This window comes from Halobaculum magnesiiphilum (assembly GCF_019823105.1).
GTDB classification, from domain to species: Archaea; Halobacteriota; Halobacteria; order Halobacteriales; family Haloferacaceae; genus Halobaculum; species Halobaculum magnesiiphilum.
This window is the reverse complement of record NZ_CP081958.1, coordinates 2,669,457-2,690,019: the sequence shown is the minus strand read 5'-3', so window position 1 is coordinate 2,690,019 and position 20,563 is coordinate 2,669,457. Positions and strand designations below refer to the sequence as shown.

General features: G+C 70.0%; 21 protein-coding genes. 17 read left to right on the top strand and 4 right to left on the bottom strand.

Translation table 11 applies throughout. The features are described from left to right. The first annotated feature begins 106 nt into the window (after window positions 1–106). The 6 genes from K6T50_RS13755 (at window position 107) to K6T50_RS13730 (ending at window position 5,252) form a co-directional block, all read left to right on the top strand. The gene (locus K6T50_RS13755) at window positions 107–385 is read left to right on the top strand and encodes a DUF7123 family protein (protein WP_222607138.1); all 279 of its coding nucleotides are present in this window, start codon (window positions 107–109) and stop codon (window positions 383–385) included. An 87-nt stretch (window positions 386–472) separates the two neighbouring features. Then, window positions 473–2,230, top strand: a complete 1,758-nt coding sequence (gene pyk / locus K6T50_RS13750; RefSeq protein WP_222607137.1) for a pyruvate kinase — start codon at window positions 473–475, stop codon at window positions 2,228–2,230. Between the two features lie 107 nt (window positions 2,231–2,337). Continuing rightward, a complete protein-coding gene (locus tag K6T50_RS13745) occupies window positions 2,338–2,574 on the top strand; it encodes a DUF7312 domain-containing protein (protein ID WP_222607136.1) in 237 nt (78 codons plus the stop codon). A gap of 24 nt (window positions 2,575–2,598) precedes the next feature. Next, on the top strand, window positions 2,599–3,225 hold the full coding sequence (locus K6T50_RS13740; RefSeq protein ID WP_222607135.1) for an NfeD family protein: 627 nt from the start codon (window positions 2,599–2,601) through the stop codon (window positions 3,223–3,225). Between the two features lie 68 nt (window positions 3,226–3,293). Further along, window positions 3,294–4,475 carry an SPFH domain-containing protein gene (locus tag K6T50_RS13735; RefSeq protein WP_222607134.1) on the top strand — a complete coding sequence of 394 codons (1,182 nt, stop codon included), beginning with the start codon at window positions 3,294–3,296 and terminating at the stop codon, window positions 4,473–4,475. 159 nt (window positions 4,476–4,634) lie between these two features. Then, entirely contained in the window at window positions 4,635–5,252 is a 618-nt protein-coding gene (locus tag K6T50_RS13730) for a winged helix-turn-helix transcriptional regulator (protein WP_222607133.1), read from the top strand. Window positions 5,253–5,274: 22 nt separating this feature from the next. Here the strand turns inward: K6T50_RS13730 and K6T50_RS13725 are convergent, their stop codons facing one another. After that, the gene (locus K6T50_RS13725; protein ID WP_222607132.1) at window positions 5,275–5,838 is read right to left on the bottom strand and encodes a cysteine hydrolase family protein; all 564 of its coding nucleotides are present in this window, start codon (window positions 5,836–5,838) and stop codon (window positions 5,275–5,277) included. Beyond that, on the bottom strand, window positions 5,838–6,668 hold the full coding sequence (locus tag K6T50_RS13720) for a YqcI/YcgG family protein (RefSeq protein WP_222607131.1): 831 nt from the start codon (window positions 6,666–6,668) through the stop codon (window positions 5,838–5,840). Before K6T50_RS13720 ends, K6T50_RS13725 begins: the two co-directional genes overlap by 1 nt. 257 nt (window positions 6,669–6,925) lie before the next feature. On the opposite strand from K6T50_RS13720, the gene dnaG reads away from it, so the two are divergent. Beyond that, entirely contained in the window at window positions 6,926–8,374 is a 1,449-nt protein-coding gene (dnaG, locus tag K6T50_RS13715) for a DNA primase DnaG (RefSeq protein WP_222607130.1), read from the top strand. Between the two features lie 34 nt (window positions 8,375–8,408). Here the strand turns inward: dnaG and gpmI are convergent, their stop codons facing one another. After that, entirely contained in the window at window positions 8,409–9,962 is a 1,554-nt protein-coding gene (gpmI, locus tag K6T50_RS13710) for a 2,3-bisphosphoglycerate-independent phosphoglycerate mutase (RefSeq protein WP_222607129.1), read from the bottom strand. Between the two features lie 707 nt (window positions 9,963–10,669). Between gpmI and K6T50_RS13705 the strand changes: the two genes are divergently transcribed. From K6T50_RS13705 to K6T50_RS13660, 10 genes are all read left to right on the top strand, one after another. After that, window positions 10,670–11,827, top strand: a complete 1,158-nt coding sequence (locus K6T50_RS13705) for a DUF373 family protein (protein WP_222607128.1) — start codon at window positions 10,670–10,672, stop codon at window positions 11,825–11,827. A gap of 101 nt (window positions 11,828–11,928) precedes the next feature. Then, the gene (locus tag K6T50_RS13700) at window positions 11,929–13,305 is read left to right on the top strand and encodes a geranylgeranyl reductase family protein (RefSeq protein ID WP_222607127.1); all 1,377 of its coding nucleotides are present in this window, start codon (window positions 11,929–11,931) and stop codon (window positions 13,303–13,305) included. Window positions 13,306–13,514: 209 nt separating this feature from the next. Next, window positions 13,515–13,796: a 50S ribosomal protein L44e gene (locus K6T50_RS13695; protein WP_073306840.1), complete on the top strand. Its 282-nt coding sequence runs from the start codon at window positions 13,515–13,517 to the stop codon at window positions 13,794–13,796. A 2-nt stretch (window positions 13,797–13,798) separates the two neighbouring features. Continuing rightward, a complete protein-coding gene (locus tag K6T50_RS13690; protein WP_222607126.1) occupies window positions 13,799–13,972 on the top strand; it encodes a 30S ribosomal protein S27e in 174 nt (57 codons plus the stop codon). A gap of 177 nt (window positions 13,973–14,149) precedes the next feature. Continuing rightward, on the top strand, window positions 14,150–14,788 hold the full coding sequence (locus K6T50_RS13685; RefSeq protein WP_222607125.1) for a hypothetical protein: 639 nt from the start codon (window positions 14,150–14,152) through the stop codon (window positions 14,786–14,788). Window positions 14,789–15,135: 347 nt separating this feature from the next. Further along, window positions 15,136–15,936, top strand: a complete 801-nt coding sequence (locus tag K6T50_RS13680; RefSeq protein ID WP_222607124.1) for a translation initiation factor IF-2 subunit alpha — start codon at window positions 15,136–15,138, stop codon at window positions 15,934–15,936. Between the two features lie 15 nt (window positions 15,937–15,951). Next, window positions 15,952–16,164: an RNA-protein complex protein Nop10 gene (locus K6T50_RS13675; RefSeq protein WP_222607123.1), complete on the top strand. Its 213-nt coding sequence runs from the start codon at window positions 15,952–15,954 to the stop codon at window positions 16,162–16,164. A gap of 376 nt (window positions 16,165–16,540) precedes the next feature. Continuing rightward, complete coding sequence (locus K6T50_RS13670; RefSeq protein WP_222607122.1) at window positions 16,541–17,308, top strand: proteasome assembly chaperone family protein; 768 nt, start codon at window positions 16,541–16,543, stop codon at window positions 17,306–17,308. 200 nt (window positions 17,309–17,508) lie between these two features. Next, window positions 17,509–18,294, top strand: coding sequence for an aldo/keto reductase (locus K6T50_RS13665; protein WP_222608931.1), 786 nt, complete (start codon window positions 17,509–17,511; stop codon window positions 18,292–18,294). Between the two features lie 150 nt (window positions 18,295–18,444). Then, a complete protein-coding gene (locus K6T50_RS13660; RefSeq protein WP_425601387.1) occupies window positions 18,445–19,203 on the top strand; it encodes a hypothetical protein in 759 nt (252 codons plus the stop codon). A gap of 97 nt (window positions 19,204–19,300) precedes the next feature. Here the strand turns inward: K6T50_RS13660 and K6T50_RS13655 are convergent, their stop codons facing one another. Further along, entirely contained in the window at window positions 19,301–20,467 is a 1,167-nt protein-coding gene (locus tag K6T50_RS13655; RefSeq protein WP_222607121.1) for a DUF373 family protein, read from the bottom strand. Window positions 20,468–20,563 lie beyond the last annotated feature (96 nt).

Here is a 20,563-nt window from a genome sequence, read left to right as displayed (position 1 = left end):
GTTCGGGACGCCGATCGCGGTCGACACGATCAGACGATCGCCCGACTGCGGCGTGTTAACCCCGCGTACCAAACCCCCTATGAGCCGATAGCTCGTTCACGGAGATATGAGCGCGACGAGCACCGTCGAGTCGATCGGGACCGAGGAGACCGCGGCCGTCGAGGCGAGCGCCGACCTCAGCGACAAGCAACACCGGATCCTCGCGTACCTCCGCGAGCACGCCGCCGAGCAGACGTACTTCAAGTCCCGGCTCATCGCCGAGGAGCTCGGCCTCTCCGCGAAGGAGGTCGGCGCGAACATGTCCGCGGTCGTCGACGCCGCCGTCGACATCGACGTGGAGAAGTGGGGCTACTCCTCGGGCACGACCTGGATGGTTACGCAGTAACGGGATCGACGTTCGTCAACTGTTCACTCGAACCCGAGTTTTCTCCGCAGCCCTTTATACTGGCGCGCGTCACCTCCGGGTAAGACTATGCGACGAGCCAAGATCGTCTGTACGCTCGGTCCCGCCTCCGACGACCGAGCGACGATTCGGGCGCTCGCCGACGCCGGGATGTCCGTCGCCCGGCTCAACGCGAGCCACGGCGACACCGACCACCGCGGCGAGGTGATCGACCGTATCCGCGCGGTCGACGACGCGACCGAGGAACCGCTCGCGGCGATGCTCGACCTCCAGGGACCGGAGGTCCGAACCGCCGAGATCGACGAGCCGATCGAGGTCGCGACCGGCTCGGAGGTGCTGTTCGTCGATGACGACACGGCGACCCCCGAGCGGATCGGCGTGACCCACGCGCTCGTCGAAACCGACTCCGGCGACAGAGTGCTGCTCGACGACGGGCGGATCGAGGCCACCGTGATCGAGGTGACCGACGACGGCGTGCGCGCCCGGATCGATTCCGGCGGCGAACTCGGCTCGCGCAAGGGCGTCAACATCCCCGGCGTCGACCTCGATCTCCCGACGATCACCGCGGCCGACGAGCGCGAACTCGACCTCGTCGTCGACCACGACGTGGACTTCGTCGCCGCCTCGTTCATCGGCGACGCCGGCGACGTGTACGCCGTCGCCGACGCCTTGGAGGAGCGCGGCGCGAGCGACATACCGGTCGTCGCGAAGATCGAACGGGCCGACGCCGTCGAGAACCTCGACGGGATCGTCGACGCCGCCTACGGCGTGATGGTCGCCCGCGGCGACCTCGGCGTCGAGTGCCCGCTGGAGGACGTCCCGATGGTCCAGAAGCGCATCATACGCAAGTGCATGGAGACCGGCACCCCCGTCATCACCGCGACGGAGATGCTCGACTCGATGGTTCACTCGCGACGCCCGACGCGAGCGGAGGCCTCGGACGTTGCAAACGCGGTACTCGACGGCACCGACGCGGTGATGCTGTCGGGCGAGACGGCGATCGGCGATCACCCGGTTCGCGTCGTCGAGACGATGGACCGGATCGTCAGCCGGATCGAGGCGAGCGACGAGTACGCCGAGACGCGCGAGGACCGCGTCCCGCTGGCGCAGACGGAGTCGCGGACGGAGCCGCTGGCGCGCTCGGCGCGCTTCCTCGCTCGCGACACCGACGCGGCCGCGGTCGTCGCCGCCTCCGAGTCCGGCTACACCGCCCGCAAGACGGCGAAGTTCCGGCCGGCAGTGCCCGTCGTCGCGACGACGCCCAGCGACCGCGTTCGCCGTCAGCTCGCGCTCTCGTGGGGCGTCCGACCGATGTACGCCGACTACCACAGCAGCATCGAGGAGGTGATGGACTCGGCGGTCTCGGCCGCCCTCGAGACCGGCGCCGCCGAGTCGGGCGACACGATCGTCGTCCTCTCGGGCATGATGACCGAGCTTGAGGGGACGAACACGACGAACACGCTGAAGCTCCACGTCGCGGCCGAGACGATCGCCACCGGGCGCCACGTCGTCGGCGGGCGCGTCTCCGGGCCGCTGCGCCGGCTCCCCGACGGCGACCTCACCGACGTGCCGGAGGGAACGATCGCGTACCTCCCGGCGGGATTCGACGCCGAGTTCGTCGGCGACACGGGGGCGCTCGGGGGCATCATCGACGCCCGCGCGGGGATGACCGGCTACCCCGCGCTCGTCGCCCGCGAGGTCGGCATCCCGATGGTGTCGGGCGCGCCGCTGGCCGACGACGTGGTCGACGACACGACCGTGACGGTCGACGCCGAGCGCGGGGTCGTCTACGAGGGCGACGTGATCGGGCACGCGCGACGGCAGTGAGCCGTCGCCGACCGGCGACGACCGCCGCCGACCACTGACGACCGTACGCGGCTCGCGCTCTCGCCGTCCCCGACACCTCTTTACCACCGCGACGGCTAGCCTGGTTCATGTCGGACGATCCCCGCACCGACGCCGGCGGCCGAGTCGATCCCGACGGCGACTCGGGCGACGACGGAGAGCAGTGGCGCTTCGCCATCGACGAGGTCGGACCGGAGGCGGAGGCCGCACGCGAGGCCGCGCGCAACCCGCCGATCGAGCCGGAGTCGATCGACGCCGAGAACGCGCTGTTCGTCGTCGCGGGCGTCCTCGGGACGCTCCTGTTGGTGTTCTCGGTGACGCTTTAACCCCGCCGTCCCCAAGACCCGCCCATGTTGCTCCAATCGGGCCTCGTCGCCCCGGAGACCCTGCCGCTCGTGTTGATCGCGGCCGGGCTCGTGCTGTCCATCGCCGAGGCGTTGGCCCCGGGCGCACACTTCGTCGTCATCGGGGTCGCGCTGCTCGCGGCCGGGCTCGTCGGGCTCGCGCTCGGGCCGCTGGCCGGGCCGTTCGTGCTCGGCCTGCTCGTGCTCGTGTTCGGCGCGCTCGCGTTCTACGGCTACCACGAGTTCGACCTGTACGGCGGGAAGGGCCAGGCGCAGACCTCCGACTCCCGGTCGCTTCGGGGGTCGACCGCCCGCGTCACCGAGACCGTCACGCCCACCGGGGGCGAGGTGAAGCTCGACGAAGGCGGGTTCAATCCGTACTACTCGGCGCGCTCTGTCGACGGCGAGATCGCCGAGGGAACCGAGGTGCTCGTCGTCGACCCCGGCGGCGGCAACGTTCTCACCGTCGAGTCGCTGGCGGGCGGCGTCGACGACATCGACCGGGAGCTGGCGAAGGGGCGCCGGGAGGCGGAGCGCGCGGACGCCAACGACGTGGAGGTAGACCCGAACCCAGCCGCGGACGACGAGGGGAACGACGAGGCCGAGCGGGAGACCGAATCCGAGCGCGAGTGAGCCGCCGTCGGCCACTCGGAGCGTGACAGCGGGAGAACCCTTAAGCCCCGACGGTCGAAGCGCTAGCCATGGTCCTCCCACTGCAGATCGTCGGGATCGGTCCGGCGATCGTCGGACTGCTGTTCCTGATCGTCGCGATCGTCGCCGTCTATCAGGCGATCGTCATCGTCGACGCCTACGAGAAGAAGGCCCTCACGGTGTTCGGCGAGTACCGAAAGCTGCTCGAACCGGGTATCAACATCGTCCCGCCGTTCGTCTCGCGGACGTACACCTTCGACATGCGCACGCAGACGCTCGACGTGCCTCGCCAGGAGGCGATCACCCGCGACAACTCGCCGGTGACCGCCGACGCCGTCGTCTACATCAAGGTGATGGACGCGAAGAAGGCGTTCCTCGAGGTCGAGGACTACAAGGTCGCCGTCTCCAACCTCGCCCAGACGACCCTCCGCGCCGTGCTGGGCGACATGGAGCTCGACGACACGCTGAACAAGCGCCAGGAGATCAACGCGCGGATCCGCAAGGAGCTCGACGAGCCCACCGACGAGTGGGGGATCCGCGTCGAGTCCGTCGAGGTGCGCGAGGTCAATCCCTCGAAGGACGTCCAGCAGGCGATGGAGCAGCAGACCTCCGCCGAGCGCCGTCGCCGCGCCATGATCCTCGAGGCGCAGGGTGAACGCCGCTCCGCCGTCGAGTCCGCCGAGGGCGAGAAGCAGTCGAACATCATCCGCGCCCAGGGTGAAAAGCAGAGCCAGATCCTGGAGGCGCAGGGTGACGCCATCTCGACGGTCCTCCGCGCGAAGTCCGCCGAGTCGATGGGCGAGCGCGCCATCATCGACAAGGGGATGGAGACGCTGGAGCGCATCGGCCAGGGCGATTCCACCACCTTCGTCCTCCCGCAGGAGCTCACGAGCCTCGTCGGCCGCTACGGCAAGCAGCTGACCGGCTCGGACGTGCAGGACTCCGAGGGGCTCGACTCGCTCGACTTCGACAGCGAGACCCGCGAGATGCTCGGGCTCGACGACATCGAGGACATCCTCGGCGAGATCGACGAGGCCGCCCAGATGGACACCGAGGCGCTCGAACAGGAGGCCGCCGCGGTGAAGGAGGGCGACATCGGCGGCACGATCAAGTCCGCCGACGAGGTCGTCGCCGAGGCCGACGAGGAGGACACGATGGAATCCGCGGACGACGTGGTCGCGGAAGCCGACGACGGCGCCGGCGGCGAGGAGCCGGAGACCGAGACGGAGTGAACGGACCGTCGCCGGGGGCCACGCCGGTGCCCGTCGCGGTCGGCTCGGTTGCCGTCGATCGCTGATCCGGTTGTTGCAGGCTCGCTACCGCGCGTCAGTCGGCTTGTCACCGCCTGCCACAACGACACCCTTTTGCCCGGCACCTCGCTACGGTTCGGTGTGACACGCGAGGTCGACGCGGACAAGCGCGCCACCCTTCGGCGCTTCGCCGCGCTGGGGGCCGCGACGCCCCTGGCGGCCGGCGGCCGGACGCACGCTGCCGCCGACGGCGACGACGACTCCGCCGCCCGCGACGCCATCCGCGGCTACCTCGCCACGACGCCCGGCGCGCACTTCTCGAAGCTCCGGGACGACCTCTCGCTGGCGACCGGCGAGACGCAGCACCACCTCAAGCGACTGGAGTCCGGGGGCGAGGTGATCTCCCAGAAGGACGGCGACTACCGCCGCTACTTCCCGGCGGGCCGGTTCTCCGCGTTCGAACGCCGCGCGCTCGGGTACCTCCGGCGCGAGACGCCGCGGGGGATGATCCTCGGGCTGCTTCGCACGCCCGACGCCTCCGGCGCCGACCTGGCGCGCGCGCTCGACGTGTCGCGGCCGACCGTCTCGACGTACGCGGGCGAACTCGCCGACGCCGGCCTGCTCGACACCGAGGAGGGGTATCGGGTCGCCCGACCGGAGGCGGTCATCGCGCTCGTCGTCCGCTATGCGGACTCCTTCGGCCCCGACGCGGTCGCCTTCGCCGACGACGCCGCGAGCTTCATCAGCTACGACGGCTGAGCGGCCCGGTCGGGGACGACGCTCACTCCGCCGCCAGCGACGCCAGCAGCTCCTCGGTCGTCGAGATCGACGCGAACTCGCCGCGCAGGTGCGCCAGCGCCGTCCGGTGAACCGTCTCGGGGTCGAACCGCTCGCCGTCCGGGCCGGTCCGCGCGTGCGTCGCCGTCGCGTCGGTGACGACCGTGGGCTCGAAGCCGAGGTTCTCCGCCATCCGCGTCGTCGTCGACACGCAGTGGTCTGTGGTGAGCCCCGCGACGACCAGTCGCTCGTGGCCGCCCTCGCGGAGCCGGGCTTCGAGGTCGGTGCCGACGAACGCCGAGTTGACGCGCTTGACGAGTTCGGGTTCGCCCTCGCGGGGGCGGAACGGCTCCTTGAACGCGAACCCGGGTGCGTCGCCGCGCAGGGGCGAGTCCGGCTCCGTGGAGTCGTGGCGGACGTGGAACACCGCCCCGTCGCGCTCGCGCCAGGCGTCGAGCAGTCGTTCGGCGTTCGCCTCCGCGTCGGGGTTGTTGCGCTCGCCGTATCCCGGGTCGTCGAACCCGGTCTGGAGGTCGACCAGGAGCAGCGCGGGGAGGTCTGCCCCCATCAGTCGGCCCCGACGCCGCCGGGGTCGGCGTCCAGCGCCGTCACCTCCCGCGTCACCGTGAGCGGGCACTCGTCGGGGAACTGCGACTCGTCGGCCGAGAAGAGGTACTGGCGCCACTCGCGGTCGCCCTCCACGCCGTAGTCGCCCAGATCGGCGTGCGGACAGACGCCGTCGTAGTCGCCGAGGCGGCCCTGAATCACCTCGCGGGCGCGGGCGCCGGCCTCGGTGTCGTGGGTAAGGCCGTCGAACACGTCCCGCGGCTGGAACGTGATCTCCAGCCCGACCGGGCAGTAGCGGCTCCGGCGGTCGTCGTAGAAGGGCGCCCGTGAGGTCGGAAACATGGGCGTGCCGCCGAAGCAGAACTCCCAGTGTGGGTCGTCGGGATCGGTGGGGACGTCCTCGGGCCACGGCTCGGGGTCGTTGACGTGGAGGAACTGGAGCACGTGCCACAGCGCCTCGTGCCAGTCGGCCTCCGGAACGGCTTCGACCCCCCCGCCCTCCCCGACGGCCTCCGGCGGCGCGAAGAACGTCACCAGGGGTGCGAGTTCGGCGTGGGACTGGTAAGTGTCGAGGTACTCCAAGAGCGCGTCCCGGAACCCGAACAGCGCGTCCGGGTCGGTGAGCGACGGCACCGCGGCGTACAGGAGGTCCCCGCGCTCGACGGCGTTGGTCCCGAAGTGACACGGGAACGGGGTCCCGTTTCGCTCGCCGGTGAGCGCGCCGGTGAACGTCTCGACGTGGCGGGTGAGCCACTCCGGCGCGTCGTCGGCCCGCGCTCGCTCGATCATCGTCTCCTGATCGCACAGCGACTGGAGGTGTGGTTCGTTCATGGGTTCGGCGCCGGCCGGCGGTCGGATCGGCCGGTTCTGTCGATGCCGGAGGGACGAATCCTCCGCGTATGGCTCTTTCGTCCGGGGGTCCGTCGGTGATCGCTCGTCCAGAACGGCTCGCGTGGGGCGACCGCGACTCCCCGTTCGGGCAGGAGGGCGGGCGTGACGACAGGTATTTCCACCCCGCGGCACTTATATACTCGTCGGCGGTTCCCGCCGCCCTCACATCACCATCAGCCCCATGGAGGGGACATCACATGGACGATTCAGCCAAATACCTCATTCACGCCAGGATCACGGCCGACGGCGTCGTCGAGCGGAGCGACGTGGTCGGCGCCGTGTTCGGACAGACGGAGGGCCTGCTCGGCGACGAGCTGGACCTCCGCGATCTCCAACAGTCGTCGAAGATCGGACGTATCGACGTACAGATAGACAGCGAGAACGGCCAGAGCTTCGGGGAGATCACCATCGCCTCCGGCCTCGACAAGGTCGAGACCTCCATCCTCGCGGCCAGCCTCGAGGCGATCACGCGCGTCGGCCCCTGCGAGGCGCGCGTCGAGGTCTCGGACATCGAGGACATGCGCACGGCCAAGCGCCGCGAGGTCGTCGAGCGAGCCAAGGAGCTGCTCACCTCCTCGTTCGACGAGTCGGTGATGGACTCCACCGAGATCCTCTCGGAGGTGCGCGAGGCCAACCGCGTCGAGCGCATCGACGAGTACCGGGGGCTCCCCGCCGGTCCGCGGGTCCACGACTCCGACGCGATCGTCGTCGTCGAGGGGCGCGCGGACGTGCTCACGCTGTTGAAGTACGGCATCAAGAACGGCGTCGCCGTCGAGGGCACGAACGTCCCCGACGCCGTGGCCGACCTCACCGCCGAGCGAACGGTCACCGCGTTCCTCGACGGCGACCGCGGCGGCGAGCTCATCCTCCGGGAGCTCTCGCAGGTAGGCGACGTGGACTACGTCGCGTTCGCCCCGGAGGGCCACTCGGTCGAGGACCTCTCCCGCCACGAGCTGATGGCCGCGCTCCGCGAGAAGGTGCCGTTCGACTCCCTCGATCTCGACGCGTCCGCGGACGACCGCGAGGACGCCGACGCGTCCGGCCTCGGCGTCGCCACCGACGGCAGCGCGGCGCCCGCTCCGGACGCCCCCCCGTCCGCCGCGGGCGAGTCCCCGGAGGGCGTGTCGACGCCCGATGCGCCGAGCGTGCCCGACGAGCTCGTCGACGGCGACGACCTCGGTGGCGACGAACGCGACGGCGACGAACGGGCCGATGAACTCGACGGCGACGACACGAGCGAGACCGACGCCGACGCGAGCGGTGGAGCGGCTGCCGACGCAGAGACCGCGGACACCGACGCCGCGGACGCCGAGTCCGCCGACGGATCCACCCGCGAAACGGATCGACCCCGGTCCCTGCGGGACCACGTCGCGGCGGTCGTCGGCGAGGGGACGAACCGCGCGCGGCTGCTGGACGCCGACTGCGGCGTCCTCGAGGACGTGCCCGCGGCCGACGTGTTCGACGCCGTCTCCGACGCCGACGGGTCGCCGGTCGCGCTGGTGCTCGACGGGGAACTCTCCCAGCGGGTGCTCGACGTCGCCGCCCAGCGCGGGATCGACCAGATCGTCGCCGATTCGGAGGGCGAGTACGTGAAACGACCCGCGAGCGTCCGCGTCGTCACCGCCGACCGGATGCTGTCGGCGTAGTCGACCGCGAACACGTCGGCGACGCCGAGTCGGCTTACGTCTCGTTGCCGGCCTCGACTGCCTCGACCAGCAGCGACTCGCCCGTCATCGCAGCCGGTTTCTCGACGCCCGCGAGCGCGAGCAGCGTCGGCGCGATGTCGATCAGCGACCCGCCGCCGCGGACGGTCTGCCCGCCGTCGTCGCCGTCGGGTGTGACCGAGATGAACGGCACGAGTGCGAACGTGTGGGCCGTGTGCGGGTCATCCGGCGTCCCCATGTCGTCGGCGTTGCCGTGGTCGGCGGTGACGAGCAGGTGACCGCCGGCCACGCGGATCGACTCCGCGAGCCGTCCGAGTTCCCGGTCGACCGCCTCGACGGCGGCGACGGCGGCGTCGAAGTCGCCGGTGTGGCCGACCATGTCCGGGTTCGCGTAGTTGAGCACGAGCACGTCGGGGTCCTCGGTTCCGATCAGGTCGATCGCGGTGTCGGTGAGTTCCTCGGCGCTCATCGCCGGCGTCTCGTCGTAGGTGGGCACGTCCGGGCTCTCGATGATCCGCCGCACCTCGCCGTCGAACTCCACCTCGCGGCCGCCGTTGAGGAAGTAGGTGACGTGGGCGTACTTCTCGGACTCGGCCATCCGCAGTTGCGTGAGGCCGGCCGCCGAGAGCACCTCCCCGAGGGTGTCCGCCGGCTGGGTCGGCGGGAACGCGACCGGCAGCCCGAACTCCTCGTCGTACTCGGTCATCGTCACGAGTTCCACCTCCGGCGGGCTCGTCTCGATCCCCTCGGCCTCCCACAGCTCCGGGTCGATGCCGGCCAGCATCCGGGTGAGCTGGCGCGCGCGGTCCGACCGGAAATTGAAGAACACGACGCCGTCGCCGTCCTCGATCCCCGGCTCGCCGTCGACCGCCGTGGGCTCGACGAACTCGTCGGTGTCGCCGCGCCCGTAGCTCGCCTCGATGGCGTCGACCGCGGAGGCGGCGCCGTGGTCGGCCTCGCGGTTCACGATCGCGTCGTAGGCGCGCTTCGTGCGCTCCCAGTTGCGGTCGCGGTCCATCGCGTAGTAGCGTCCCGAGACGGTAGCGGCGTCGCCGGTGCCGCGGGCGGCGGCGTGCGCCTCCAGATCCGCGAGGAAGTCGCGGCCGGACTTCGGGGCGGTGTCGCGGCCGTCCGTGAACGCGTGGGTGACCGCCTCGATCCCCCTGTCCGCGGCGGCGTCGATCAGCGCATGGAGGTGCGCCTGGTCGCTGTGGACGCCGCCGTCGCTGACGAGCCCGAGGAGGTGGACGCGGCCGTCGTTCGCGTCGGCGTACTCGAAGGCGCGTTCGATGGCGGTTCCCTCGACGAACTCGCCGGCCTCGATCGCGTCGTTGATCCGGGTGTACTCCTGGTAGACGGTTCGGCCCGCGCCGATGTTCATGTGGCCGACCTCGGAGTTACCCATCTGGTCGTTCGGGAGCCCCACGTCGCGGCCGTGGGCGGTGAGCGTCCCGAACGCGCCCGCCTCGCGGAGGCGGTCGAAATTCGGGGTGTCGGCGGCCTTCACCGCGTCGCGTCGGTCGTGGTCGCCGAGGCCCCAGCCGTCGAGGATGACGAGCGCCGCTCTCATGATCGTTGGGCGTTGGTTCTGCGGGCGGCGTGTTGACTGCGTCGGTTCCTGCGATCATCGGGCTTCGGTTGTGAGAGGGGGAACACGAAGCAGCAGGCCCCGAAAGCCCCCGCGGCTGTCGGCGAGCCCCGGTCCACTCTGCGCTCCTCGCGCTCGCTTCGCTCACGGCTCACCCCGTTCGCCGTTCGCATTTCGAGGCCTCCCTGCGGTCGGCCTCGCTTCGCTCGCGCTCCGGTGCTTGAGGGACCGGGGTTCGCCGACAGCCGCGGCCCCTTTCATTCCCGCCCGTGGCTCGGACGGGTCGAGCGTCGTAGTCCGCTGCACGGTGTGCACGAACCGCACCTGGCGGTGGCGCGCGGCGGCGGGCCTCTGTGCCCGCCGGAAGCGTGCGAGGGGCGAGCGAGGCGAACAGCGTGAGCCGAGCGAGTCGGCTGGGGAGGCCGTGGTGCGGTGCGGTCGGGTGGGACTGAAAGGGGCTGCCGGTCTCGTGAGGCGAGGCGACGCAAGCACCGCTGGTGAGCGACTGGAAGGAGCGAACCGAGGAGCGCAGCGAGCCGCAGCCCACGAGGCCGGCAGGGGCTTTCGAGGCCACCGTCGGATTGGTTGTGACGGTCGCCGCCACGGTCAACCCGACCACCGTCCAGTCAACGGATCCCGACGATCGCCCGAAGGCAGATATACCCGGAGAGTCAATCCGCCGCACGGCAATGATCCTCGTCCTCCCCGTCGACCTCGACGACGACCTCGGCCGCAAGACCGGCGTCCGCACGCCGGTCATCGGCCGGGACGAGGTAGAGGACGCGGCGGTGCAGCTCGCGACGGCCGACCCGGAGGACTCCGACGTGAACGTCCTCTTTCAGGCGATCAACGCCTACGAGGACCTCCGGGCAGACCCGACCGTCGACGAGGAGGTCGCCGTCGCGGCCGTCACCGGCGTCAACGAGGGCGACGTGAAGGCGAACCGCGCGGTCGGTGAGGAGATCGACACCGTCCTCGCGGCGCTGTCGACCGGCGAGGAGGTCCGTGCGATCGTCATCACCGACGGCGCACAGGACGAGTCGGTGCTCCCGGTGATCCGCTCGCGGGTCCCGCTGGACGGCGTCCGCCGCGTCGTCGTCCGGCAGGCGCAGGACCTCGAATCGATCTACTACACGATGAAGCAGGTGCTGTCGGACCCGGAGACCCGCGGGACGATCCTCATCCCGCTGGGCGTCCTCCTGCTCGTGTACCCCTTCTCGGTGATCGCCGGGATGCTGGAGCTGCCCGGCGCCGTCGTGTTCGGCTCGATATCCACGCTCCTGGGGCTGTACTCGCTGTGGCGCGGCCTCGGGCTGGAGGAGACCGTCGACGGGATCGCCGAGCGCGCACGCACGGGGCTGTACGCCGGGCGCGTCACGATCGTCACCTACCTCGTCGCCCTGGCGCTGCTGGTCATCGGCGGGGTCCAGGGGCTCGACGCGCTGGCGGTCGCCGAGGCCGCCGAGACGGGCGAGATCCCGATCGCCCAGCGGCTGGCGGTGTTCGTTCACGCGTCCGTGCAGTGGGCCGCGGCCGCGGGCGTCACGTCCTCGCTCGGGCAGGTGACCGACGAGTACCTCGCCGAGCGGTTCCGCTGGCGGTACCTCAACGCCCCGTTCTACGTCGCCGCGATCGCGATCGTGTTGTACGGGCTGTCGGGGTACTTCCTCCCCGACGTGCCGGACGCGGGGACGGCGCCGCTGTCGCTCGCGCGGCTCGCGCTGGCGCTCACCGCCGGGACGCTGATCGGCGTCCTCTCGACGCTGACGTTCGCGGTCGCGGAGTCGTGGTTCCCGCAGGAGCCCGACGGCGACGGCGACCGCGAGGGGGAGACGGGCGCGATCTGAGGCCGGGGACCCGAACACGGGACGGGTCGATCCGGACCCGAACCCGTTCGGGCCGCGGCGGATACGCGCCTTTTTTGGGGGCCGATTCGGAAGGGGAGGCTATGTCTGCGGCATCGGACTCGTACGATATCGTCGTCGTCGGCGCGGGCACGGCGGGAGCCTTCGCCGCCTCGACGGCCGCCAGCGAGGGGCTCGACGTCGTCGTCCTCGAGCGAAAGCCGGAGGAGGAGGCGGGCCACATCGCCTGCGGCGACGCGATCAAGGGGAAGTCGACGTTCCCGGACGTGATCGACCTCGACTACCTCCGGGAGGAGTCGTTCACCAACCAGAACATCCGCCGCGCGGTGTTCGAGAACCCCAAGACCGGCGAGGAGCTCGACGTGCCGTTCGGCCAGGCCGGGGCGGTGGTCGACCGAAAGCGCTACGGCGAGGTGATCCTCGAGGAGACCGAGCGCGCCGGCGCCGACATCCACTACGACACCGTCGTTCAGGACGTGGTGCAGGCGGACGACGGGAAGGTGACGGGCGTGCGCGCGAAGCGAAACGGCGACCCCCTCACCTACGAGGCGGAGCTCACCGTCGACGCCGCCGGCGCGCTGTCGATCCTCCAGGACAAGGGCGAGTTCGGCGACGCGAGCTTCGACACGAACGTCTCGTACTCGCAGTTCTGTTCGGCCTACCGCGAGGTCGTCGAGGTGCCCGAACCGGTCGACTACGAGGACGCCATCGTGTTCAAGCCCACCGAGGAGCTGGGCTACCTCTGGTACTTCCCGCGCACGGGCACCGAGATCAACGCCGGCCTCGGCTTCCAGATGACCGAGCCGCCGATGAAGCTCGTGGAGGTGCTCAAACGCGACATGAGCCGCCGTCCTGAGTTCGAGGGCGCGGAAGTGAAGGACAAGCTCGGCGCCGCGCTCCCCACCCGGCGCCCGTACGACTCGGCGGTCGCGGACGGCTTCGTCGCCGTCGGCGACGCCGCCGGCCACGTCAACCCCACCACCGGCGGCGGCATTCCGGGCGCCGCGAAGTCGGCCCACTGGGCGGTCAAGCGCGCGATCGACGCCGTCGTCGAGGGCGACGCGACCGAGGAGCGCCTCTGGCGGTACAACCACGACGTGATGACCGACTTCGGGAAGCGCTTCGCCGCGATGGACGTGTACAACATCTGGGGGACCGCCCACGAGGTGGACGAGCTCACCGACATCATCACCACGCTCCCGGCCCAACAGCTGTTGAATGCGATGACCAAGGGCGAGACCTCGATGAGCCTGCGCCTGAAGCTGAAGACGGTGTTCGACACGTACGGCCACTGGGACACGCTGCGGGAGCTGTACAAGGTCCGCGGCATCGCCGGCGACCTGAAGGACCACTACGACCGCTACCCGGAGCGACCGGGCGGGTTCGAGGGCTGGCAGGAGCAGCGCGACTCGCTCATGGACGACCTGTACGCGGTTTCCGGCGCGGATCCGAAGTACTGACGACCGACGCCGTTCGGGGCCCCACCTCGCCGCAGCTCCCGTTCGCTGTTCTTCCGCAGGTTCTCTCGCAGTTCACCCTCGCAGTTCTTCCGCGGTTTCATCCCGAATCTCCCCGGCGGCGACTGTGACGGCCTCCCGCCCGCGGCAACTCCGTACCGTATGGGTTTTAAGCGCCGACACTGAACGGTGTTCCAAGAGGAGATTCCGCTATGGAGATGCCACGCCGGATGAACACGTACTGTCCGCACTGCAACGCCCACCACGAACACGAGGTCGAGAAGGTCCGAACCGGTCGCCAGACCGGCATGAAGTGGACCGACCGCCAGCAGGCCCGCGGCACGTCCGTCATCGGGAACGCCGGCAAGTTCTCGAAGGTGCCCGGCGGGGACAAGCCCACGAAGAAGACCCACCTCAAGTACCGCTGCGGCGACTGCGGCAAGGCCCACATGCGCGAGGGATGGCGCGCGGGTCGGCTCACCTTCCAGGAGTAAGCATGGCAGGGAGCTTCTTCCGCGTCACGTGCCCGGACTGTGAGAACGAGCAGGTCGTCTTCGGCAAGGCCGCGAGCGAGGTCAACTGCGCCGTCTGCGGGACGACGCTCGCGCGACCCACCGGCGGCGACGCCGAGTTCGCCGGCGAGGTCGTCGAGACCGTCGAAGCGCGGTAACGTCGGGTTCTGCGGTTCGCGGTTTCTCGTCGGTGCGGAGTGGCGATGCCTTCGGCTCGGTTGAACCCCCACAGTGGAGACGAGTTGCGTGCGTATCTATCGAGGGCTCATACCGAACGAACGGGATCACTCTGAAAGCCCCACACCTTTAGTTAAATACCCGCCACAGGTGTCGATATGGCGGCAGTCGAAGCGTGGACGCTTTGGCTGCACATCGCCGCGGGAGCGGTCGCCGTCTTCGCCGGAGTCGGTGCGCTCGTGACGGCCAAGGGGGGGACGCGACATCGCACGGCCGGGAAGGTGTTCCTGCTGGCGATGGGCGTCGTCGTTGCGACCGTGTTCGTCCTGCTGGCGTTCGATCCGACAACACTCCGGATCGTTCTCACGCTCGTCGCGGTCTTCAGCGGCTACCTCGCGTTCTCGGGATATCGGGCGCTCTCCCGGAAGCGACCGAGCCACCGGGCACACTCGATCGACTGGATCGCGACGGGGTCGGTCGTTCTCGCCTGTCTCGTCCTGGGCGTGTGGGGCCTCAGTTGGTATCTCGACGGGCGGTCGTTCGGGATCGTGATGGCGGTGTTCGGTGCGATCGGGATCGTGTTCGGCGCGATCGATATCCGAGCGTTTCGCAGCGACGGGACGGACGAGTGGATGGTAAGCCACCTTCAGCGGATGATCGCCGCGTTCATCGCGACAGTCAGTGCGGTCTCGGCGGTCAATCTGACGCCACTGATCGGCGTGTCGGCGTGGCTCTGGCCGACCCTCCTCGGTGTCCCACTCATCGCCTACTGGTCAAACGAGTACAGCCTCGAGTAGCCTTCACTCAGAGAGAACGTGGGACAGTCACCATTACTCATCGCGACCGATGGTGGCGACCAACCGATCGCCGATTCGCGCTGTGTATTCAGCAGGGCCGCTGAAGTCGTTCTTCGATCGAGTATCGACTGCCCGTCTGTTCGAGTGAGGGTTCCCGTCGTGCAATCGGCGCTGAGTTCTGTTGTGCTTAGCCTCTGATAGGCCGTCCTCGAACCCTCCTGCCGGCCCGTTTCAGTCCCACACGGCGGTCCAACAACGCGACAACCCGACAATCCGACAGCCCGCACCGCGAGGTATCGGCCCCTCGATTGACAAACGGTATTAGGCTCGGTCGGGAACACTCGCGTATGAAATTCACCGGCTGGCCCGAGCAAGGCGAACTCGTCGTGGGAGAGATCGACGAGATCGCGGACTTCGGCGTGTTCGTCGACCTCGACGAGTACGAGGACAAGCGCGGACTGTGTCACGTCTCGGAGGTCGCCTCCGGGTGGATCAAGAACATCCGCGACCACGTGAACGTCGGCGACCGCGTCGTCGCGAAGGTGCTCGACGTCGACAAATCGAGCCAGCAGATCGACCTGTCGATCAAGGACGTCAACGACCACCAGCGCTCGGACAAGATCCAGGAGTGGAAGAACGAGCGGAAGGCCGACAACTGGATGGGCATCGCCTTCGGCGAGGACGTCGACGACGACACCTACACCGCCGTCGCGGAGGCGCTGTACGCCGAGTTCGGCTCGATGTACGACGGCTTCGAGGCCGCCGCGATCCACGGCGAGGAGGCGCTGGAGGACACCGACCTCAGCGACGACCAGATCGAGGCCATCGTCGAGACCGCCCGCGAGAACGTCTCCGTCCCGTACGTGAACGTCACGGGCTACGTCGACCTCTCGTCGCCGGGCCACGACGGCGTCGACGACGTGCGCGCCGCGCTGGAGGCCGCCGAGGGCAACGGCGAGGTCCCCGACGAGATCGAACTCGACGTGTCGTACGTCGGCTCCCCCGAGTACCGCATCAAGGTGCGCGCGCCCGACTACAAGACCGCCGAGACCGAGCTGGAGGCGTCCGCCGAGCGCGCCCGCGAGGCGATCGAGGCGAAGGGCGGCACCGGCCGCTTCCACCGCGAGCGCGAGACCGAGGACGAGTAACCCCGTTCCCGACGCGTGAAGTCCGACATCCGCGTGTGCGGCGACTGGGAGACGGCCCACGAGCGGCCCGTCTACACCCTCGGCGACGCCTGTCCCGAGTGCGGCGCCGACGCCGTCAACTCCGCGCCCGCGCCGTTCAATCCCGAGGACCCCCACGGGGAGTACCGACGGCGCGCGCGAGTGCGGAACCGCGACGGCGACGCTGACCGCGACGGCGACGACGAGTAGCGAGGGCCGATTTTCGGCGACAACGACCCCGACCAGCCGCGGGCGTGCACACCGCGCGAACGGGTGCGACGACGCCCGTCAGAACTACGGGTGGGACTGGAAGGGGCCGTGGCTGTCGGCGACGGCCGACGACGCAAGCACTGGAGCGAGCGCCGGAGGCGCGAGCGAAGTCGTTCGAGAGACGCTTCGCGTCTCTCGTGATGACGAAAGGCGCGAAGCGCCTTTCGAACCACGCGCAGCGAGTCGCCCGAGCCGACAGCCACGGGGGCTTCCGCGGTCGTCGTCACGTCTCAGTCGGGATCGACAGTGCCGGTCCCGACGGATCGAACGGATCGAGCCGACGCGTCTTTACCTCCCCCGCCCGCCAGCAACGAGCATGGACGACATCGACATCGAGGTCGTGAGCGATCCCGATCTCACCGACCCCGTCTTCATCGAGGGGCTGCCCGGCGTCGGCCACGTCGGCAAGCTCGTCGCCGAGCACCTCGTCGAGGAGTTCGACGGCGAGCTCGTCAGGCGCGTGTACACGACCGACTTCCCGCCGCAGGTGACCGTCGACGACGACGGCGTCGCCGAGCTGACGCACGCGCAGTTCCACCACGTCGACGCCGACGGCCAGGATCTCGTTGTTCTGACCGGCGATCACCAGGCCGCGAGCAACGAGGGCCACTATACCCTGACGACCGCGTTCCTCGACATCGCCGAGGAGTTCGGCTGCGGGCGCGCGTTCGCCCTCGGCGGGGTGCCCACGGGCGAGCTCATCGAGGACGACGAGTACGACGTGCTCGCCGCCCGCACCGGCGACACCGACCGCGAGGAGCTGGAGGCCGCGGGCGTCGAGTTCCGCGAGAACGAGCCCGCCGGCGGCATCGTCGGCGTCTCCGGGCTGGTGCTCGGGCTGGGCACACGACGCGGGCTCTCCGCGGCGTGTCTCATGGGCGAGACCTCGGGCTACCTCGTCGACCCCAAGAGCGCGCAGGCCGTGCTCGAAGTGCTGCAGAACCTGCTCGACATCGAGGTCGACTTCTCGGACCTGGAGGAGCGTGCCGAGGAGATGGAGGAGGTCGTCGGCAAGATCCAGGAGATGCAGGGCAGCGGCGGCGGCGGGATGCCCAGCGAGGACGAGCTGCGCTACATCGGCTGACGAGGGGCCGATCGGACGCCGGCGCGGCGACGACGGCCCGGTGGCGGCGTCCTCGCGACACGGTCGGGCGAGGTCGTGACCCGCCCGGATACCGGCAGCCCGCGCGCCTGCCACAACGCCTTTTCGCGCGAGTCGCCTCCGATCGATCGATGACAGACCAGCAGTCGTTCGGTCCCGACGACGTTCCGTCCGCCAACGGCATGCCGCGACTCGGCCTCGGCACCTGGGAGAACACCGACCCCGAGGCGTGTCGAAACGCCGTCGCGACCGCCCTGGAGATGGGGTACCGTCACATCGACACCGCCCAGATCTACGGCAACGAGGCGGAGGTCGGCGACGGCATCGCCCGCGCCGACGTGGACCGCGATGAGGTGTTCCTCGCGAGTAAGGTGTGGATCGACAACCTCGCGCCCGAGGACGTGCGCCGAACGACCGAGGAGAGCCTCGACCGCCTCGGCGTCGACGCCGTCGACCTCATGTACGTCCACTGGCCGGCGCGCGAGTACGACCCCGAGCCCACGCTGAACGCGTTCAACGAGCTGTACGACGACGGCCTGATCGACCGCATCGGGATCTCCAACTTCGAGCCCGAAGAGGTCGCCGATGCCGTCGAGATCAGCGACGCGCCGGTGTTCGCCAACCAGTTCGAGTGTCACCCGCTGCTCCAGCAGGCGGAGCTGCGCGAGGCGTGCGCCGAGCACGACGTCGAGGTCGTCGCGTACTCGCCGCTCGCGCGCGGCGAGGTGTTCGACGTGCCCGAGCTGACCGAGATCGCCGAGAAACACGGCGCCAGCGAGGCGCAGGTGAGCCTCGCGTGGCTGCGCGAGAAGGGCGTCACCGCCATCCCGAAGGCGACGAGCGAGGCGCACATCCGCGACAACTGGGAGTCGCTGAGCGTGACGCTCGACGACGAGGACGTGGCGGCCATCGACGCCATCGACCGCGAGGACCGCCGCGTCGACCCCGGGTTCGCGCCTTGGAACTGAGGCGACGGGCCCGGCCTTCCGGTCCCCGGCTCCTCACGGTCGAACCGTCGGAAGCGTCGGAAGCGTCGGAAGCGTCGGAAGCGTCGGAAGTGTGAGAGGAACCGCGGACGAGCGAAACTTTCAATCGGCGGCCGGAGAATCCCTCGCTCGATGGAGCAACGTTCCACGGGGCTGTTGGGTGCCGTCCGGATCGACATCGCGAGGCTCCACGCCACGTGGATGGAGCTTGCGTTCCCCCGCCAGCTCGACCCCGGGAGGGTCGTCGGGAAGTGGACGCCCGAGACGACCCCGCAGTCGGTCGCGTACTATCTCTGGGCGGCCGTCGGCGTGCCGCTGGTCGCCGTCGGCTACCCGCTGTTGTTGTTCGGGTTCGCCGCGCGCGTTTACGTCAACAGGGTCGACTCGGCGGCGACGCGCCTCGGCGTCGTCGGCGTCGTCCTCCTCTCGCTGGTCGCGTGGGGGGCGCTCACCGTCGCCGCCTGGGTTCGGGAGTTCTCGACTGGCGGCCTGATCGCCGTCGGCGCCGCCGGCGCGGTCGCGACCGTCGCCGCGGCGGTCGCCGTCGGCGCCTCCCGCGTCGGCGGCCGGGGGACGAGCGTCCTAGTCGCCTACCCCGCAGCCGTGACCGCGTTCCTCCTCCCGCCGGTCGTCGCGGCGCTATACTCCCCGGCGCTGGCGGACGTTGTCTTCCCGAACACCACGTCGCTCGCGGTGTGGATCCTCGACGGGCCGCTCGCGGTCGGCGGGCTCAACGAACTCATCCGCGCGCGGTTCGACCTGCGCGGCACCGCCTACGTGCTGATGTGGGTCGGCATCTCCGTGCCCGTCGGCTGGCTGTTCGGACTGCTCGTCGCGCTCGCGGACGTGATCCGGCCGAAGCGGGAGACCGGAACCAGCGCGCGGATCTGAACGGCCGGCAGCGGTCGACCCCGGACCGCAGACCGGGCTGGCGGCGACCGACCACGAGAAGGCTCACCTCGTTCCGATCACTCGCGTCCGGTTGCGATCATCCACGACCGCCGTCGCCGCGGTTTCCGCCGATGTTGGCGTCGCCGGTCGATCCGGATCCGGTCTCGTCGATGACCTCGTCGAGCGTCTCGTCGGAGACGCTGGCGGCGACGCGGACGCCGACGAGCGCGAGCGCGATGCCGCCGACGATGAACACCGCGAGCCGCTGAGTCGGCGTCAGCGCGTACCCGAGGAGGACGAGCGGCTCCTTCCCGGCCTCCTGTTCGAGGAAGTAGCCGGAGAAGCCGCGGAACAGCAACCCGACGGCGAGCACGCCGAACGGGAGGTTCAGGTACGGTGTCCGGACGCCCTCGTCGCGGATGAGTTCGTCGAGCAGCCGGCCGAACGACGCCGTCAACGCCGCCAGCGCCAGCCACGGCACCGCGGCGTACGTGAACTGGAGTGTGGCGACGAACTCCGCGCCCTCGACTGGCGACGCCGAGAGGACGCCGAGGAAGACGCCGACGACCGACAGCCCGAGCGCGGCGACGTACGTCACGACCGACACCTGCCCGGAGTACAGCGCCTCGCGGGCGTGCTCGGGGGCCGACTCGACGGCCTCGTCCATCCCCATTCCGTAGTACAACAGCGTCGCGCCCAGCAGCGTCGTCACGGCCGCCACCGCGATGGCCGGCGAGAAGTACACGAGCAGCGCCGGGAGGATGAGCAGGCCGATACCGATGGGCACCAGCACCGTCTCGCGAAGCTCCTCGTCGGCCATGAACTGCTTGAGGAGGTAGTACGTCGACTCCAGGTCGCGCGCCTGCCGGACGACGACGCGGTCGACCGCGTCGACGGGCAGCCGGGACTCGATCATCGGAACAGCGCGCTCGTCGGCCGCGGAGTCGATGACGACGACCGCGGAGTCGAACTCGTTCGTCGCGAGCACGTCGTCGAGCTGGCGTGCGAGCGCGCGGTCGGCCCGCACCGCGGAGTCGCCGGCGCCCGAGACGACCGCGACGGCGACCTCCTCGCCCTCGTCGGAGAGGTCGCGGGCGACCCGGAGCGATTCCAGCAGCGAGTTGACGCCGGCGTCCTCGGGGTCCGCGAGGCCGAGATCCGTCACGAGCGATCTGACCGCCTCCCACCCCACGACCGGGGTGTCGACGCCGGCCTTCCGGCCCACGTCGTTCGAACGGTCCACGCACAGGACCAGCGTCGTCACGTGTGTCGGGATGGCCCCCCGGGTGAAAAAGGCCACCATGGCGGGGGTTCACGATCGACGTGGATACCGCCGGAGCGCCGGACTGCCGGACCGCCG

What these genes read in the sequence shown, in the direction of transcription:
- K6T50_RS13755 (WP_222607138.1), top strand. Translation starts at nt 107, where the DNA reads ATGAGCGCGACGAGCACCGTCGAGTCGATCGGGACCGAGGAGACCGCG.
- pyk (WP_222607137.1), top strand. Translation starts at nt 473, where the DNA reads ATGCGACGAGCCAAGATCGTCTGTACGCTCGGTCCCGCCTCCGACGAC.
- K6T50_RS13745 (WP_222607136.1), top strand. Translation starts at nt 2,338, where the DNA reads ATGTCGGACGATCCCCGCACCGACGCCGGCGGCCGAGTCGATCCCGAC.
- K6T50_RS13740 (WP_222607135.1), top strand. Translation starts at nt 2,599, where the DNA reads ATGTTGCTCCAATCGGGCCTCGTCGCCCCGGAGACCCTGCCGCTCGTG.
- K6T50_RS13735 (WP_222607134.1), top strand. Translation starts at nt 3,294, where the DNA reads ATGGTCCTCCCACTGCAGATCGTCGGGATCGGTCCGGCGATCGTCGGA.
- K6T50_RS13725 (WP_222607132.1), bottom strand. Translation starts at nt 5,838, where the DNA reads ATGGGGGCAGACCTCCCCGCGCTGCTCCTGGTCGACCTCCAGACCGGG.
- K6T50_RS13720 (WP_222607131.1), bottom strand. Translation starts at nt 6,668, where the DNA reads ATGAACGAACCACACCTCCAGTCGCTGTGCGATCAGGAGACGATGATC.
- dnaG (WP_222607130.1), top strand. Translation starts at nt 6,926, where the DNA reads ATGGACGATTCAGCCAAATACCTCATTCACGCCAGGATCACGGCCGAC.
- gpmI (WP_222607129.1), bottom strand. Translation starts at nt 9,962, where the DNA reads ATGAGAGCGGCGCTCGTCATCCTCGACGGCTGGGGCCTCGGCGACCAC.
- K6T50_RS13705 (WP_222607128.1), top strand. Translation starts at nt 10,670, where the DNA reads ATGATCCTCGTCCTCCCCGTCGACCTCGACGACGACCTCGGCCGCAAG.
- K6T50_RS13700 (WP_222607127.1), top strand. Translation starts at nt 11,929, where the DNA reads ATGTCTGCGGCATCGGACTCGTACGATATCGTCGTCGTCGGCGCGGGC.
- K6T50_RS13695 (WP_073306840.1), top strand. Translation starts at nt 13,515, where the DNA reads ATGGAGATGCCACGCCGGATGAACACGTACTGTCCGCACTGCAACGCC.
- K6T50_RS13690 (WP_222607126.1), top strand. Translation starts at nt 13,799, where the DNA reads ATGGCAGGGAGCTTCTTCCGCGTCACGTGCCCGGACTGTGAGAACGAG.
- K6T50_RS13685 (WP_222607125.1), top strand. Translation starts at nt 14,150, where the DNA reads ATGGCGGCAGTCGAAGCGTGGACGCTTTGGCTGCACATCGCCGCGGGA.
- K6T50_RS13680 (WP_222607124.1), top strand. Translation starts at nt 15,136, where the DNA reads ATGAAATTCACCGGCTGGCCCGAGCAAGGCGAACTCGTCGTGGGAGAG.
- K6T50_RS13670 (WP_222607122.1), top strand. Translation starts at nt 16,541, where the DNA reads ATGGACGACATCGACATCGAGGTCGTGAGCGATCCCGATCTCACCGAC.
- K6T50_RS13665 (WP_222608931.1), top strand. Translation starts at nt 17,509, where the DNA reads ATGCCGCGACTCGGCCTCGGCACCTGGGAGAACACCGACCCCGAGGCG.
- K6T50_RS13660 (WP_425601387.1), top strand. Translation starts at nt 18,445, where the DNA reads ATGGAGCAACGTTCCACGGGGCTGTTGGGTGCCGTCCGGATCGACATC.